This window comes from Nocardia iowensis (assembly GCF_019222765.1).
Lineage (GTDB): Bacteria > Actinomycetota > Actinomycetes > Mycobacteriales > Mycobacteriaceae > Nocardia > Nocardia iowensis.
Genome location: NZ_CP078145.1, coordinates 8785904 through 8801013 on the forward strand (window position 1 = coordinate 8785904; position 15110 = coordinate 8801013).

Below are 15110 nucleotides of genomic sequence, written 5' to 3' on the forward strand. Positions count from 1 at the left end.
AAGCGGCGAGATGGGCCAATGCCCGCGTTCCCTCGCCGACGGGATCGATTTCAGTGGTCAGCGGCTGGTCATGTAGCCTTGTCGGGTTGCTGACGCGACGACCCTCCTGCCACGGAGAGCCCGTGGCCGTTTCCTAGTCCACAGGAGGTGATTGGTCCGTGCGTCATTACGAAGTGATGGTTATTCTCGATCCAAGTCTGGATGAGCGCACCGTTGGTCCGTCGTTGGAGACCATGCTCAACGTGGTTCGTACCGATGGCGGCAAGGTCGACAAGGTCGATATCTGGGGCCGCCGCAGGCTTGCCTACGAGATCGCCAAGCAGGCCGAGGGCATCTACGCGGTGGTCGATCTGACCGCGGAGCCCGCGACCGTGAGCGAACTCGACCGCCAGCTCGGCCTGAACGAGTCGGTGCTGCGCACCAAGGTTCTGCGCCACGACAAGTAGTCCCGCAACCCTCGATTGCGTCGGAGCCTGTCTCTAGGCTCTAGCGCAACAGCGAGACGCGGACTGCAAACCGAGCAGGAGGAACCACATGGCAGGCGACACGGTCATCACCGTCATCGGAAACTTGACGGCCGACCCCGAGCTTCGATTCACGCCCGCGGGAGCGGCGGTGGCTAATTTCACCGTCGCATCGACTCCCCGTGTGTTCGATCGCAATTCGAACGAATGGAAAGACGGCGAAGCGCTGTTCCTGCGCTGCAATATCTGGCGCGAAGCTGCGGAAAATGTCGCCGAAAGCCTGACCCGGGGTTCCCGAGTCATCGTGAGCGGACGACTCAAGCAGCGCTCCTACGAAACCCGCGAGGGTGAGAAGCGCACGGTCGTCGAGCTCGAGGTCGATGAGGTCGGTCCCTCGCTGCGCTACGCCACCGCGAAGGTCAACAAGACCAGTCGTGGCGGCGGAGGCGGCGGCGGCTTCGGGTCCGGCGGCAGTGGTGGCTCCGGCGGAGGCAGCAACTTTGCCCCGGCCGGCTCCGGTGGTGGCGGTGGGCGTTCCGGCGGTGCCGAGGACGACCCTTGGGGCAGTGCGCCCGCGGCAGGCTCCTTCGGGGGCGGCCGCATGGATGACGAACCGCCGTTCTGATCAACGGCTCTCATAGGTCCACCCAGCGTGGACCATCAATGATTACGGAGTAAACGACCATGCCTAAAGCGCCAGCGCGCGAAAAGGTGCTCAAGAAGAAGGCTTGCGCGTTCTGCAAAGAAGCCAAGTCCGGAATCGTCAACATCGACTACAAGGACACGGCGCTGCTGCGTAAGTACGTCAGCGATCGCGGCAAGATCCGCGCCCGCCGGGTCACCGGTAACTGCGTGCAGCACCAGCGTGATATCGCGGTTGCCGTGAAGAACTCGCGTGAGGTGGCCCTGCTTCCTTACGTGTCGACGGCTCGCTGAGTAAGGGAGGCACGCAAATGAAGTTGATTCTGACTGCTGACGTGGACAACCTCGGTGCGCCCGGCGACACCGTCGAGGTCAAGGACGGCTACGGCCGCAATTTCCTGCTGCCGCGCGGCCTGGCGATCGTTGCCAGCCGTGGTGCCGAAAAGCAGGTCGCGGGCATCCGCCGGGCGCAGGACGCCCGTAAGGTGCGCGACCTCGATCACGCCAACGAGCTGAAGCAGGCCATCGAGGGCCTGGAGTCGGTCTCGCTGTCGGTGAAGACGGCGGGCACCGGCAAGCTGTTCGGCTCGGTGACCCAGGCGGACGTCGCCGCGGCCATCAAGTCGGCCGGCGGGCCCGTGGTCGACAAGCGCAGCATCGAGCTGCCGAAGTCGCACATCAAGTCGACCGGCAAGCACAACGTCGTGGTGCACCTGCACCCGGACGTGGTGGCCAAGTTCGACCTGACGGTCGCTGCCAGCTGAAATAGCACTACCTCGAAGACCACTCCCGTGTTCGGCACGGGAGTGGTCTTCGGTGTGCGATGCTGCCCACTTTCCTGAATAGCTAATTGTTTGCCTGCTGCCTGGCCTTGCCGTACGGAAGGTTCTCGGCAAATCACCGCTGGTCATCGGCATTCCCATCGCCGGGCCTGTGGATCAGTCAGGAAACCGACCGGTGGCAATGTGATTCAGCTCATAGCGGTCACCCGTACTGTTAACCCAACACGCCCGGCTGTTCAACTTGGCCGACACGCCGCGACTTTATTCATCCACACGTGGATAGATCAGGAAATCGATATCTATCTGCGTGTTGTCGCCGGATGAGCTGGGTTTTCCCCAAGTAGTACACAGGGGGTGCACACGGTTAGGTGAACAGTCCCCAACTTATCCACAGGTGTGTGCACAGGAGGGTTTGGTGACCGCCCCTCGGGTCGCCTAGGTTCGTCGCTACGTCGTGAACGAACGGCCCCGAACATCCAAAATTCGTCGATACCGCACCGATAGCTGGAACCCGCGGGTGGCGCCAACCATCGCGCGGACGGCCGCCGCTGCCGCTGCGGCCGACGTGTCGGAGCCCGAGAGTAGAACCAGTCATCAATAGGGTGAGCCCGGTGGGTGGAGAGAGGACGGTCGAGTCTCATGGCAGTCGTCGATGACCGCGGACACACCGAACCGCCCGGTGAGGACTTCGGCCGCCAGCCGCCGCACGACATGGCGGCCGAGCAGTCCGTACTCGGCGGCATGCTGCTGAGCAAGGACGCGATCGCCGACGTCATCGAGGTGATGCGACCCGGCGATTTCTACCGCCCCGCACACCAACTCATCTACGACACCATCCTCGACCTCTACGGTCGCGGCGAACCCGCGGACCCGGTGACCGTCTCGGCAGGCCTCGACCGCCGCGGCGAACTCAAGCGCATCGGCGGACCGCCCTACCTGGTCACGCTCACCCAGACCGTCCCCACCGCCGCCAACGCCAGCTTCTACGCCGAGATCGTCGCCGAGAAGGCGATCCTGCGCCGCCTCGTCGAAGCAGGCACCCGCATCGTCCAGTACGGCTACGCGGGCGCCGACGGCCAGGACATCGCCGAGGTCGTCGACCGCGCCCAAGCCGAGGTCTACGAGGTCACCGAACGCCGCACCACCGAAGACTTCCTCCCGCTCGAAGAACTCCTCCAGCCCACGATGGACGAAATCGACTCCATCGCCAGCCGCGGCGGCATCTCCCTCGGCGTCCCCACCGGCTTCACCGAACTGGACGAAATAACCAACGGCCTACACCCCGGCCAAATGATCATCGTCGCGGCCCGCCCTGGTGTCGGTAAATCCACGCTGGGAATGGATTTCATGCGGAGCTGCTCGATCAAACATGGCTTGCCGAGTGTCATCTTTTCGCTGGAGATGAGTCGCACGGAAATTGTGATGCGTCTTTTGTCTGCCGAGGCGAAGATCAAGCTCGGGGATATGCGATCGGGGCGGATGAGTGACGACGACTGGACGAAACTGGCCCGCCGCATGAGCGAGATCAGTGAGGCGCCGCTGTTCGTGGACGATTCGCCGAACTTGACGATGATGGAGATTCGGGCCAAAGCGCGCCGGCTCAAACAGCGCCATGATCTGAAACTCGTTGTCGTGGACTACCTCCAGCTGATGACCTCCGGTAAAAAAGTCGAATCTCGGCAGCAGGAAGTCTCGGACTTCTCGCGAAATCTGAAACTGCTCGCCAAGGAGCTCGAAGTTCCGGTGGTCGCGATCAGTCAGCTGAACCGTGGTCCCGAACAACGAACCGACAAGCGCCCCATGGTCTCCGACCTTCGCGAGTCCGGTTCGCTCGAGCAGGACGCGGACATGGTCATCCTGCTGCACCGCCCCGACGCTTTCGAACGAGACGACCCCCGCGGCGGCGAAGCCGACCTCATCCTCGGCAAACACCGTAACGGCCCTACCGCCACCATCACCGTCGCGCACCAGCTGCATTTGAGCCGGTTCGTGGATATGGCCCGCGGCTAGCGGTCGCTGTAGATCTTGTAGGGCCCCAGAAGTCGTGGCCAAATCTCAGAATGATTGGCCACGACTTGGCCAGTTGGCCACCGACGTGAGATTCCGCAAGCAACAGCCCTGCGCGGTGTCGATTGCCACCGCCGCCGAGGACCACCACGCTGCCAGTCGCGGGACCAGCGGCAGCTGCGCAGAAGTGGAACCGGTTATCGCGCTGCTGGTTGGCGGATGCCGCCGGTACCCGAACGACCGATATGCGGCATTTCAGTGCTTTCGGGCGGTCCCGGCCGTCGGTCCGATGTGCTCGGTGCCGAGGGCCACCCCTCCCGCGCCGAGGCCAGCGGGCCGATCAGGCATCCCAGACGATCGAATGGTTGTCGGTGAGGTCTGCCACCATGACCCCTATGGCGACAACCGATCCCCTGGCCCCATTTCAGTGGCTCAACGCATCCGAGAGCCAAGCGGGCCCACTGGGCGTGATCTTCAGCGTCGCCTTTTTCCGAAACCTGGACCCGTCGGAGGTGGTGCGCCGCTTCAGCAACGGTGACGACTCCGGCCAGGAGTCGGACTTCGAAGAGCTCAAGGACAAGGCTGGCGGCGGAGACGGCGGCGGTCACGTGGGCGTGTTTCGGGCCGGTGCATGGAGCGTGGCCATCGCACCGTACGGGTGGTGGATGACCGACCACAAGATGCTGGCGGAACTATCGCGAGACTGTGAGGTCCTGGCGATCACTCGACACGACTACGCCGTGCACAGCCTCGAGTACGCGATCGGCGGGACGATCGTGACCGGCCACCGACTGTGGTATCCACATATCCGTTGGGGTAGCGACCCCGACCGGCTCAACGACTACATGCGCGAGCTGGGCATGGAGCTGGACATGACCGACGATGACTATATTTATGACGCCGATGAAGATGAACCCGAGAGCAATTCGGACGCCTGGGACATCAACCTCAGCACCGGCGTGCCGAGAGCCTTCGCCCTGGCGGCGAAGGTCACTGGAGTGTCGTTCACGGCAGACATGCTGGACCAGCCCCTACTCATCGGACCTATCGCCCACCGCCGGTAGGACAAGTCGGGATAGTCACCTCCCGACCACACCACCGCTAGGCCCGGTGCGCTTGCTGGTACGGCCAGTGAAGTCGTAGAGCGCATCGGCCCGCTCTACATCCACCTGGTGGTGCCGCGAAATCGTTCGATTCTCGATACTGGCAGGTTTCAAAACCATCCTGTATTCGGCATTACCGGTTGTTCGGCTGCTGTCGTCATGATCGGTCCGCATAGCGGATCTGGCACATGTTCTCTCAGTGGATCACCTGCTGTCGGTGGTCCCACGACTGTCAGCGCGGTGGCACAGCGGTAGCAAACGACCTGCGTGGTGACCCGATCATCGTGTGCGGCATGAGGATTGGCCACAGTTCTGAGACAAACTGCAATGGCCACCGCGTGAGACTAGCGAGAAGTTGCAGGTCAGCGACTCGGCAGTGGCCACGACTTCTGGGACCCTACAGATCTCGAAACTCGTGGCGGAATCTCAGAATGTTTGGCGGTGATGTGGCGGATCCGCCATGGTCTTTGTCGGCGCTTCCCACTTGCGGTCAGCTCGAAACATGGTGTCCCACTGTCCAGCCGATGAGTGGGCGGCCTGTGCCATCCACCGGTACCCGCAGCTGGTCCGCGGTGGTCGGGCCGGGCCTGTCCGGCGGATCATGCCGGACAGGCCCGTGCTCCCGACGAAGGGTCAGCGTTTGAGGGTGAAGGTGAAGTCGCCGGAGAGCTTGCCGCTCAGCCGGACTGCCGAAACGAGATTTCCGTCGGTGAGTAGTCGTTCGACTTCGGCTCGGGAAAAGCCGAAACCTTCAGCGATCAGTCGCACCGGTCGGACGGGGATCCGGGCAGCAAAGCGGACCGAGACGTCGATTGCCTCGTCCGCCAGTTGATCCGATCCGCCGGTGTCGAGACGCCAAGCGTTGTCCCAGTCGAGGGCGATGCGATTGCGACGCTGCACGACCGGGTCCTGGAGGAGCTCAGCTGTCAGGTCAGGGTTGTTGTCGTGCAGCCGGTCCAGCAGCTCAGGTCGTACGGAGCGCACATTCATCCGCTCCAGGACAGTGAGCTTGGCGGTCTCCCCGCAGCCGGTACAGAGCGCGAGGAGCCAGGCGTCGATGAGCTTGTGGTTCGCGTTGACGCGAAATTTGCCGCTTGCCCGGAAGCGCTCTGACGCGCACGCGTGGCAACGACGGCGAATAGTAGGTAGGCAGGTGGGCACAACCACCCAGTTTTCGAGCACAGTAGTACACCTGTTCCAGTGAGAAGTCCGCAGCAAAAAGAAGCGCGGCGCATATGTGCGACGCGCGACAAATCAGCACTCGGGAGGTCTCACAGGATGTACAACGGCATACCCTCGACTAGACGACTTGGTCCGGCAGCACGGTAATGGCGCACAGCGGCGCCGCGCCACTGATTTTCGAACACCTCGCAGCCAGGCCCATCCGCCGAATCATGGACAACCCGGAGCCAGATCGCGGCGACGGCGACGGTGCACGCCAGCGCCCACGACCTGACCGGCACGGCCTATGCGCTGGCGGCAGGGCGGCACCCGGCGCGGGCGCCGCCGCGCCGCCACCGTCGCTTGGCAGTTGCTGCAGCAGTTCGGTTCGCTATATGTCACCCGAGTAGTGAGCCATTCCTCGGACACCGTCCTCGCGGCGGCTGGAGTCCGACATCCATCCTCGGCGGCAGTAGTGTCCGACGATGCTGGTAGTCGCCGAGCTACCGCTGCACAAAGGGGAGCAATCGGACACAATTGCACGGTGCGCGTTCAAGATCCAACGCCCGACGAACTGAGGTTCTTCGCCGCGTTGCGAGCACGGGTGCCAGACATCGACGATTGGTACTACGCGGACGACGACGGCACCCTGTGGGTGATCGCCTCCCTCGACTTCGTCGACAGCAGTGGCTGGATCCGTGACACCCTGCGCGTCGACTATGACGGCGTCTCCCTCCGCGGCGGCTGGAGTCCGACATCCATCCTCGGCGACGACGGTGTCCGGTTCACCGAAGCGGGCATCGACACCGGGCCGGACGGACTGCGCCGCGACAACATCGCCCCGCTCAGGGCAGCGCAGGTCGCCGCGGAATGGTTCATCGCGGTCCGGGAGCGACAGCGCCAGCCCGAGCCGAAGACCGCCGGAGGCCGATGGCGGTGGCTGCGAAGAAGGCCACGGTGAGCCCGCTGGAGCCGTTGCGATAGCAGAGTGTCAGAGGGACGACCACCTGAGACAAGGGAAAAATCGTTAGGTCAGGGGGATGGCATCCGCCACGAGTATTGAGACTCGACCCCCCATGCGGGCCAGGTGGTTCGGGCTAGATTGCGATCTGCGATGATCACTGATGGCTAGTAACCGTGTGGTCTCGCCAGGATAGGGGCGACGACCTCAACGAGCGGGGGGTTCGATCATGAGAAGAAGCTTCGCCGCTGGTTGTCTGGTGATGAGTGCGACGATGCTGGTCGCCTGTGCTGGTAGTTCCACCGACCAGGGTGCGAGCACGGGGGTTTCGACGATGGCCTCGCCCGTGACGTCTGCCCGACCGACCGCCTCCGTGCAGGTGGCCGTCCCGCCGCCGCCGTTGCAGACCGGCGCCAAACCGGTTCGGTTCGATCCGTGTGTGAGTGTGGGCGACGACCTGGTGACCCGGACCGGATTCGATCCGGCGACTCGCGAAAGATACACAGCCGAAAGCGTTTCCAGTGTTCTCACGGAAATCGGCTGCCAATTCTGGCGTGAGACACTCGTCGATGGCGAGAAGTACCCCACCGGCTTGGTGTCGGTGACCTCGAGCGACTTGACTCTTGACGATATCCGAAAGAACCCGGGCCACAGCATCTTCAACTCCGACCCGATCGGCGGGCGCGACACTGTGCTGTACCGGACTCCGCAGAGCGACAACGCTTGCTCGGCGGCGATCAAATCATCCGACGGGACTTTCAGGGTTGGCCTGCTTGTGCACCCAGGTCCGGTTGCCGTGCCGTCGGCCTGTGACCAGATCCGCCAGGTCGCCGAAACTTTCAGCGAATCACTCGGCACCAACTAGTACCTCCATCTGGCGGACCATGCCCATTGACTGACCATGCCCGCACGCCTAGAGTCCGGACGGGCGAGTTCGGCTGCGGGGCAACGATGTTGGCTCCACTTCGGGGAAACTACAGAGTTAGGGCGTTATACGGATGGCTGAGACATTCGCGGCGAATCCCAGCGAAATTGCTGGTCTGAGTAATCTTGTCACCTCGATAGCTGGGGACGCCCTGCTGGCGTCCAGCTTCGTGGCAAAGGAGGGGAAGGCGGCGGATTGGCTCCACGGGCCGATCATCGACACGCTGGTGGCTCCTATCAATGATGCGGCTGACTGGATGTCTCAGCGCCACGCGTTGCTCGCGAATACCACCCTGGGCACCAGCACCGAGCTCAATAAGGCCGCCTGGATGTATCACAGCCAGGATCAGAAGACCTACGCCGAGTTGAACGCGCATACCGAATCGATTCTCTCGGTGGATGACAGCGCCGAAGAGACCGGCGTGACCGCGCAATACGTCGGTCCCGCGACCTACCCGAAGCCGGAGTCTTTCAAACTCGAATCGCCAGCGGCGAACAAAGAGGAGCTCGCCGGTCTCATCGCCGAGGTTTTCCCGGTGCTCGGCAGTGTGAACGAGTCCATCAAGAGCATCACTCGCGCGGCAGGAACCGAATACGACCCGCTGGTCCAGTGCTTGGAGCCGGTTCCGGGGAATTGGTCCGAGATCCGCAGGCTCGGCGAGGTTTACAAGGCGGCCGGCAACGGGCTCGAGGCTTGCGGTAAGAATCTCGAATCCGGAGTGAAGCGGATCGACGGTAGCACGGGCGGCAAACCCCATTGGGACGGTAAAGCCTCCGTAGCCTTCAGCGAGTGGGCGGCCAAGCAGGCTGCGGCAATGAAATGGGAAGGTCCGGTCGGCCGGATCGTCAGTGATTGTGCCGGCAAGGTCTCCGACGAGATCAGGAGCGGCATCAAACTCATCCTCGAAAAGCTGTGGGGGATGCTCAACAAGTACGTCGATTTCGACGACATCAAGGGCGCTCTCAAGTCGGTCGCCAATATCTTGTCCGCGGCCGTGCCGGGTCTCGGGGCGGCCCGCATCGCCAAGCTGGTCTATGACATCGGTGTGCTCATCAAAGCCGCCATCGACGTGGTCGGCAAGATCAAAGAGCTTGCCGATGCCTTCAAGAAGCTCCTCGACATCATCAAGGACCCGGTAGGCCAGTTGAAGGAGAATGCGAAACAGAAGCTGGAGGAGGCCGTCGCGCCCGTCACGAAGAAAATTGATGACGCGACCCGCGTGGCGGCACTCGGCAAAGATATCGAACAAATTTCCCATTACGGCGACACCGTGAACCGCCCCACACAGTCGTATGACGCCGGGTCCGGCACCGCCCCGTGGGAGAACGCGGTATGACGAGACGACAATGGGGCAGCATGCGGGAGCCCGACCTCGACCCTGAGGTGGAGGCGATCGCCCGGAAGGTCATGGACGCGGTAGATAATCTACGCACCGCCACCATCCGCCTGGCCAACGTCGACGTCGACGAACTCTTCGACGGTCCCACCGAGGTGACCGAGGAATTCATCGCGATGGTGGCCGGTATGGACACCGCGTCCCCGGCGCTCAAGACATACGCCGAACGAGTCGGTAGCGGTGAATGCCGTTGGTGCGACATCGAAACCCTCGCCCGCCCGGTACCACCGGAAGTCGCGGAGATGAAGAGCTCGCCTCTGTTCATCTGGAAGTGGACTCCGGAACCGCCCCGAGCGCCCGCGCCACCGCCGGGCCCCCCTTTGCCGCTCACCGAGACTTCCACCCGTCGCCCGCGACGAGGCGAAACCGTGGTCGGCCCCAGCGACTGGCCGGACGACTTCGATGATTACCCCGATGAGCGGCGCTGGCGCTGAGACGCTTTGTGCCGTGACTTCGCGTTTCGAAGTGCCGTTACAGTCGGTAAGTTGCTGCCGGATTCTCGAGGAGTTGGCTATGGGGCGGTCCGGCAAGATGATCGGCCCGATGTCGCTGGTGTGGACGCTGGGTGTCGCGGTAGCGGCGGTGGCCTTCATGGCGGGTGCGCTGAACCTGGGGGTCGCGGTAGCCCGATGGACCGGTTCGCAAGTCGCGATGGCGCTATTTCTTCCGGTGAGCGCATTGCTGGGCATAGGTGCGTGGATGTTAGTGCTGGCCGCCGCATGGCGGTTGCGCCGGAATTACCTGCGGCGGACGGGGATCGCGATCTCCGCGGTGGTGGTCGAGTCGGATCTGCGGCGCAAGTACCGTCAGGGTCCGCTCAACTACGATTTGTGGCGGGTGCGGATCGAAGCCCAGTTCCCGCACCCGGACTCGGGTGCGGATACCCGTGTGCAGAAGCAGTACTTCTACCCGCAATTCCGCGAGGTCAAAGCGCGGGCACTGGCCGAGCGACTGAGCGTCGGCTCCTCGGTTCCCGTCGTGGTCCACAAGAATGCCGCGTTGTTCGACATTCCCAAACGGCCCGTCTGGGCCGACATCTGGTGACCGTCACCGGCTTCGGCTGGGAAGTTGCCATTGGAGAAACGAAGCCCGTCTCTTTCCGTACCGCAGTCGGTTGACGCTCAGTCGAGGACGGCGTATGCCTCGACTTCGACGAGGACGTCGGGTTCGAATAGGTAGTCGACGCCGATTGCCGAGAGGGGTGGCAATGGCTGTGGTAGGCCGAGTTCGTCTGTGACGCGTTCGATTCCGGCGATGAAGTCGTGGTATTTGTTCGGGGTCCAGTGGGTGACGAAGAAGCGGAGACGTATGACGTCGGCGAAGGTTGCACCGGCCCCGGCCAAGCCGAGTGCGGTGTTGCGCAGCGCCTGGGCGACCTGACCGGTCAGGTCACCGGTCGCGACCGGATTGCCTGCGGCGTCGCGCGCGATCTGACCGGCGACATGCACCTGGCGAGTGCCTGTGCTGATCGAAACGTGGTGGTACGGAACGGGAGTGAACATGCCTTCGGGGGTCAGCAGCTGCACTGCCATGGGGTGTCCCTTCGCTGTCGGAGTAGGTATCCGATGTCTACCTGGTACTCGAACGGAACTTCAACGAGACTAGGTGTCATGCCGGAAACCGCGCCAGCACGTTCGGACACCCCGCAGCTCACCGAGCAGCACCGCGAGTTGCTCGACCAGGTGCTCGACAAGTGGTCGCTCCAAGTCCTCGACGCGCTGTGCGAGAGTCCGTTGCGCTTCAACGAACTCCGTCGAACGATCCCGGTCGTGACGCAGAAGTCGCTCACGGCGGCACTTCGGCGACTGGAGCGCAACGGGATGGTCGAACGCATCGTCACGAGTACGCGGCCTGTCGCCGTCGAGTACCGCATCTCGCCGCTCGGAAAGACGTTGCAAGACCTCATCGACGCGCTCCTGCACTGGTCCACCAGCACATTGCCCGAGGTCGAGCAGGCAAGGGCGCGCTTCGACGACTTGGCCGACGCCGACGAAACGCCATCGCCGAACCGTCTGCGTCTCTGACCCATTTGACCAGTGAGGGCACGACTCGCCGAACGGGACTATCGCGACATCCGCACGTCGACGGTGAGCATCCAGTTACCCTGAGGTGATGCGATTCCGGTTTCGTAGGTATGCCCTCGCCGTACTCGCCGCCGCATCGAGCATGCTGCTATGTACGCAATCCGCGGCGGCCATGCCGATCCGGCCGGTCGCTGCCACACCGCCGGTGGACCCGGGTTTTCTCTGGGGTGTCGCGACCTCCGGATTCCAGTCCGAAGGTCATGCGCCCGACAGCAATTGGACGCGGTACATCCCGTCGCATCCCGACTACGACGCATTGCACGATTCCGTCGACTTCTATGACCGCTATGCGTCGGACATCGATTTGGCGGCCGACCTCGGCGTGCGAGTATTCCGGATCGGGATCGAGTGGGCCAGAGTGCAACCTGCGCCGGGGGTTTGGGACGAGGACGCGTTCCGTTTCTACGATGCCGTCATCGCGAATATCGTGCGCGCCGGGATGCGACCGATGATCACCCTCGACCACTGGGTGTACCCGGGCTGGGCGGTCGACCGCGGCGGCTGGCGCAATCCGGGCATGGTCGAGGACTGGCTGTCCAACATGCGTACGGTGGTCGATCGCTATGCCGCCCACAACCCGCTGTGGGTCGCGGTGAACGAGCCCGCCGCCTATATCTCGCACGAGGTCCGCCGGGGCGCCGCCGATGCCGGCGAGATGATGGAGCGGATCGCGCAGGCGCACAACGCCATCTACGACCACATCCACCACGTCCAGCCCGGTGCGCAGGTGACCAGCAACGTCGGCTACGTCGCCGGTTCGGAGGCCGAGGTCAACGGGGCGTTCCTCGATCGCGTGGCGCACCGGCTCGACTACGTCGGCATCGACTACTACTTCGGCTACGATCCGGCGCAGTCGCTGCTCGGGTCCATCACCCGAGCCACCGGATCCGCTATACCGAACCTGCCGGGTACGAACATCTGGGAGTTGCCCCTGCGTACCGAGGGCATCTACTACGCGCTGCAACACTATTCGCGCCGTTTCCCGGGCAAGCCGCTGTACATCGTGGAGAACGGCATGCCCACCGAAAACGGACGGCCCCGGCCGGACGGCTACTCGCGCAGCGATCATCTGCGCGACACCGTCTACTGGATCCAGCGCGCGAAGGCCGATGGCATGAACGTCATCGGCTACAACTACTGGAGCCTCACGGACAACTACGAATGGGGCAGTTACACACCGCGTTTCGGCCTCTACACCGTCGACGTGCGCACCGACCCAGCCCTCGTTCGCCGACCTACCGATGCGGTCGGCACCTACACGCAGCTCGTTGGTGCGGGCGGTGTTCCGGCCGACTACCGCCCCACCCGTAGCCCGGCCATCTGCTTCCTGGTCGATCCACCGGCCAGTTGCTTGAACCCGGTCGCGGTCCCGTAACCGCTTCGGTCGCAAAGGATCCCGCCGCTCAACTGCGCAGCTGCGCGTTCAGCCGTGCGGCCTGTCGCGTGAGATGGTCGCGTTCGGGGAGGCTGTGCGCCGATCGGGCGGCTTCGGCGTATAGCCGCGCCGCGGTCACCGGGTCACCGTCGCGTTCGTGCAGGTATGCCGCGACGGCGGCGTAGCGGGGCAGGGTGGGGTCGAGTTCCGCCAGGGCGGCCAGACCGGCCCGCGGCCCGTCGGCCTCGCCGACCGCGACGGCGCGGTTGAGACGGGCCACCGGGTTGTCGGTGCGGCACACCAGTTCGTCGTACCACTCGACGATCTGCACCCAGTCGGTCTCCTCGGTCGTGCGGGCGTCGGCGTGCAACGCGGCGATAGCGGCTTGGGCCTGGAACTCGCCCAATCGGTCGCGAGTGAGGGCGGCCTGGAGTATGTCGACGCCCTCGGCGATCAGTCGAGTGTTCCACCGACTGCGGTCCTGCTCGGCGAGCGGGACGAGGCTGCCGTCGGGGCCGGTCCGTGCCGGACGCCGCGCGTGGTGCAGCAGCATGAGCGCGAGCAGGCCCGCCACCTCCTCATGATGGGTCTTCGCCGCTAGTTGGCGGGTGAGCCGGATCGCCTCGGCGGCGAGGTCGACGTCGCCGGAGTAGCCCTCGTTGAAGACCAGGTAGAGCACGCGCAGCACGGTGGCGACGTCACCGGGCTGGTTGAACCGGACGTTCGCGACGGTCCGCTTGGCCCGGCTGATCCGCTGCGCCATGGTTGCCTCTGGGACGAGGTAGGCCTGCGCGATCTGCCGGGTGGTCAGACCGCCGACCGCGCGCAGCGTGAGCGCGACGGCCGAGGCCGGTGTCAGGGACGGGTGCGCGCACAGGAAGTACAGCTGGAGTGTGTCGTCCACCGCCGCAACCGGGCCGGGCATGGGCTCGACCTCGACGCGTTCCTCGCGCTGCCGCCGGGAGGTTTCGGCGCGGGCGGCGTCGAGGAACTTGCGCCAGGCCACCGCTACCAACCAGCCCTTGGGGTCCCGCGGCGGATCATCCGGCCAGGCGCGCACCGCTTCGACCAGCGCCTCCTGCACGGCATCCTCGGCCGCCGCGAAGTCTGCTCCGCGGCGGACGAGGATCCCGATCACAGTGGGGGTGAGGGTCCGCAGCAGGGCCTCATCCACCATGCGTCACTCCGTAACGGTCGGCGACGGGGCGTAGAACGGACGCAGTTCGAGCCACTCGTGGATCGGCTTCCCACCCGCGCCGGGGGCTGCGGACAACTCGCCCGCCAGCTCGACCGCCCGCTCGTAGCTGTCGACATCGATCACCATCCAGCCCGCGATCAGGTCCTTGGTCTCCGCGAACGGGCCGTCGGTGACCGGCGGGCGCCCTTCGCCGTCGTAGCGGACGAACGTGCCCTCCGAAGACAGCGCCTGACTGTCGACGAACTCGCCGGTGCTCTCCAGCCGAGCGGCGAAGTCGTTCATGTACTGCACGTGGGCCGAAACCTCCTCCGGCGTCCACTGATCCATCGGCACGTCGTTGACCGATGCGGGCGCGCCCCGGTAGTGCTTGAGCAACAGGTACTTGGCCATTGTGTTCTCCTAGATGCGGTACGGCCCATTGTGGCCGTGTTCTACTCCTGGGACGGAGCCGCGGGCTGGTTCTCGACATCCCACCGCGACATTTTTCGGGCGGACTTCGAATGCAACGTCGGCTCGGATGTCGGCGAGCCCGACGACGCGGACGGCCGCCGCTTACCTCGCAGGTAATCGACTCTGGACGGTCCGGCTGTCATGATCGCGTAACAGAACCCGATCGACCCCGAGGACGCTATGCCCGCCTACGTCATCGCTCATCTACAGGACGCTGCCCCGCACCCGGAGATCGTCGAGTACATCGAGCGCCTGCCCGGTACTTTCGAGCCGTACGGCGGCCGCTACCTCGTGCACGCGACGCCGCACGAGGTGAAGGAGGGCAGTTGGCCCGGAGCCGTTGTGCTGCTCGGCTTTCCCGGGATCGACGAGGCTCGGGCCTGGTGGGATTCACCGGCGTACCAGGAGATCGCGCCGCTGCGCTCGCGACACATCGAAGGTGACATCATCCTGGTAGAAGGCGTGCCCGAGGGCTATGCGCCGACTGCCGCGATAAAAGCCTTGCGGGACAGCCTGTCTGCCGAGTAGCCGCGCACGGCTCGGACTGCCGCGCACCGAGAAT

18 protein-coding genes are annotated in these 15110 nt (G+C 64.3%); 14 read left to right on the top strand and 4 right to left on the bottom strand.

Annotated elements, in window-relative coordinates:
- The first annotated feature begins 158 nt into the window (after positions 1-158).
- The 6 genes from rpsF (at position 159) to KV110_RS40600 (ending at position 4959) form a co-directional block, all read left to right on the top strand.
- Positions 159-446, top strand: coding sequence for a 30S ribosomal protein S6 (gene rpsF, locus KV110_RS40575; protein WP_040740039.1), 288 nt, complete (start codon positions 159-161; stop codon positions 444-446).
- Positions 447-534: 88 nt separating this feature from the next.
- Positions 535-1089: a single-stranded DNA-binding protein gene (locus KV110_RS40580; protein ID WP_218472382.1), complete on the top strand. Its 555-nt coding sequence runs from the start codon at positions 535-537 to the stop codon at positions 1087-1089.
- Positions 1090-1148: 59 nt separating this feature from the next.
- A complete protein-coding gene (gene rpsR, locus KV110_RS40585; RefSeq protein ID WP_014989074.1) occupies positions 1149-1400 on the top strand; it encodes a 30S ribosomal protein S18 in 252 nt (83 codons plus the stop codon).
- Positions 1401-1417: 17 nt separating this feature from the next.
- Entirely contained in the window at positions 1418-1870 is a 453-nt protein-coding gene (rplI, locus tag KV110_RS40590) for a 50S ribosomal protein L9 (protein ID WP_218472383.1), read from the top strand.
- Between the two features lie 657 nt (positions 1871-2527).
- The gene (gene dnaB, locus KV110_RS40595; protein ID WP_218472384.1) at positions 2528-3898 is read left to right on the top strand and encodes a replicative DNA helicase; all 1371 of its coding nucleotides are present in this window, start codon (positions 2528-2530) and stop codon (positions 3896-3898) included.
- A gap of 392 nt (positions 3899-4290) precedes the next feature.
- Positions 4291-4959 (top strand): DUF6461 domain-containing protein, encoded by a 669-nt coding sequence (locus KV110_RS40600; protein ID WP_218472385.1) that lies wholly within the window; start codon positions 4291-4293, stop codon positions 4957-4959.
- Between the two features lie 672 nt (positions 4960-5631).
- Here KV110_RS40600 and KV110_RS40605 read toward each other — a convergent pair.
- Positions 5632-6180: a DUF1062 domain-containing protein gene (locus tag KV110_RS40605; RefSeq protein WP_246634259.1), complete on the bottom strand. Its 549-nt coding sequence runs from the start codon at positions 6178-6180 to the stop codon at positions 5632-5634.
- 523 nt (positions 6181-6703) lie between these two features.
- On the opposite strand from KV110_RS40605, the gene KV110_RS40610 reads away from it, so the two are divergent.
- The 5 genes from KV110_RS40610 (at position 6704) to KV110_RS40630 (ending at position 10485) form a co-directional block, all read left to right on the top strand.
- Entirely contained in the window at positions 6704-7120 is a 417-nt protein-coding gene (locus tag KV110_RS40610) for a hypothetical protein (protein WP_218472386.1), read from the top strand.
- 274 nt (positions 7121-7394) lie between these two features.
- A complete protein-coding gene (locus KV110_RS40615; RefSeq protein ID WP_281427840.1) occupies positions 7395-7985 on the top strand; it encodes a DUF3558 domain-containing protein in 591 nt (196 codons plus the stop codon).
- A 133-nt stretch (positions 7986-8118) separates the two neighbouring features.
- Positions 8119-9381 carry a hypothetical protein gene (locus KV110_RS40620; RefSeq protein WP_218472388.1) on the top strand — a complete coding sequence of 421 codons (1263 nt, stop codon included), beginning with the start codon at positions 8119-8121 and terminating at the stop codon, positions 9379-9381.
- A complete protein-coding gene (locus KV110_RS40625; RefSeq protein ID WP_218472389.1) occupies positions 9378-9875 on the top strand; it encodes a hypothetical protein in 498 nt (165 codons plus the stop codon). Before KV110_RS40620 ends, KV110_RS40625 begins: the two co-directional genes overlap by 4 nt.
- 79 nt (positions 9876-9954) lie before the next feature.
- Positions 9955-10485 carry a hypothetical protein gene (locus KV110_RS40630; RefSeq protein ID WP_218472390.1) on the top strand — a complete coding sequence of 177 codons (531 nt, stop codon included), beginning with the start codon at positions 9955-9957 and terminating at the stop codon, positions 10483-10485.
- A gap of 77 nt (positions 10486-10562) precedes the next feature.
- Here KV110_RS40630 and KV110_RS40635 read toward each other — a convergent pair whose 3' ends face one another.
- Positions 10563-10973, bottom strand: a complete 411-nt coding sequence (locus KV110_RS40635; RefSeq protein ID WP_218472391.1) for a RidA family protein — start codon at positions 10971-10973, stop codon at positions 10563-10565.
- A 78-nt stretch (positions 10974-11051) separates the two neighbouring features.
- On the opposite strand from KV110_RS40635, the gene KV110_RS40640 reads away from it, so the two are divergent.
- Both KV110_RS40640 and KV110_RS40645 read left to right on the top strand, forming a co-directional pair.
- Complete coding sequence (locus KV110_RS40640) at positions 11052-11465, top strand: winged helix-turn-helix transcriptional regulator (protein WP_218472392.1); 414 nt, start codon at positions 11052-11054, stop codon at positions 11463-11465.
- An 88-nt stretch (positions 11466-11553) separates the two neighbouring features.
- The gene (locus KV110_RS40645) at positions 11554-12900 is read left to right on the top strand and encodes a family 1 glycosylhydrolase (RefSeq protein WP_218472393.1); all 1347 of its coding nucleotides are present in this window, start codon (positions 11554-11556) and stop codon (positions 12898-12900) included.
- A 28-nt stretch (positions 12901-12928) separates the two neighbouring features.
- Here the strand turns inward: KV110_RS40645 and KV110_RS40650 are convergent, their stop codons facing one another.
- Both KV110_RS40650 and KV110_RS40655 read right to left on the bottom strand, forming a co-directional pair.
- Positions 12929-14074, bottom strand: a complete 1146-nt coding sequence (locus tag KV110_RS40650) for an RNA polymerase sigma factor (RefSeq protein ID WP_218479499.1) — start codon at positions 14072-14074, stop codon at positions 12929-12931.
- A 6-nt stretch (positions 14075-14080) separates the two neighbouring features.
- On the bottom strand, positions 14081-14488 hold the full coding sequence (locus KV110_RS40655) for a YciI family protein (RefSeq protein WP_218472394.1): 408 nt from the start codon (positions 14486-14488) through the stop codon (positions 14081-14083).
- A 240-nt stretch (positions 14489-14728) separates the two neighbouring features.
- Here KV110_RS40655 and KV110_RS40660 point away from each other — a divergent pair, with 240 nt between their 5' ends.
- A complete protein-coding gene (locus tag KV110_RS40660) occupies positions 14729-15076 on the top strand; it encodes a DUF1330 domain-containing protein (RefSeq protein ID WP_218472395.1) in 348 nt (115 codons plus the stop codon).
- Positions 15077-15110: the final 34 nt, after the last annotated feature.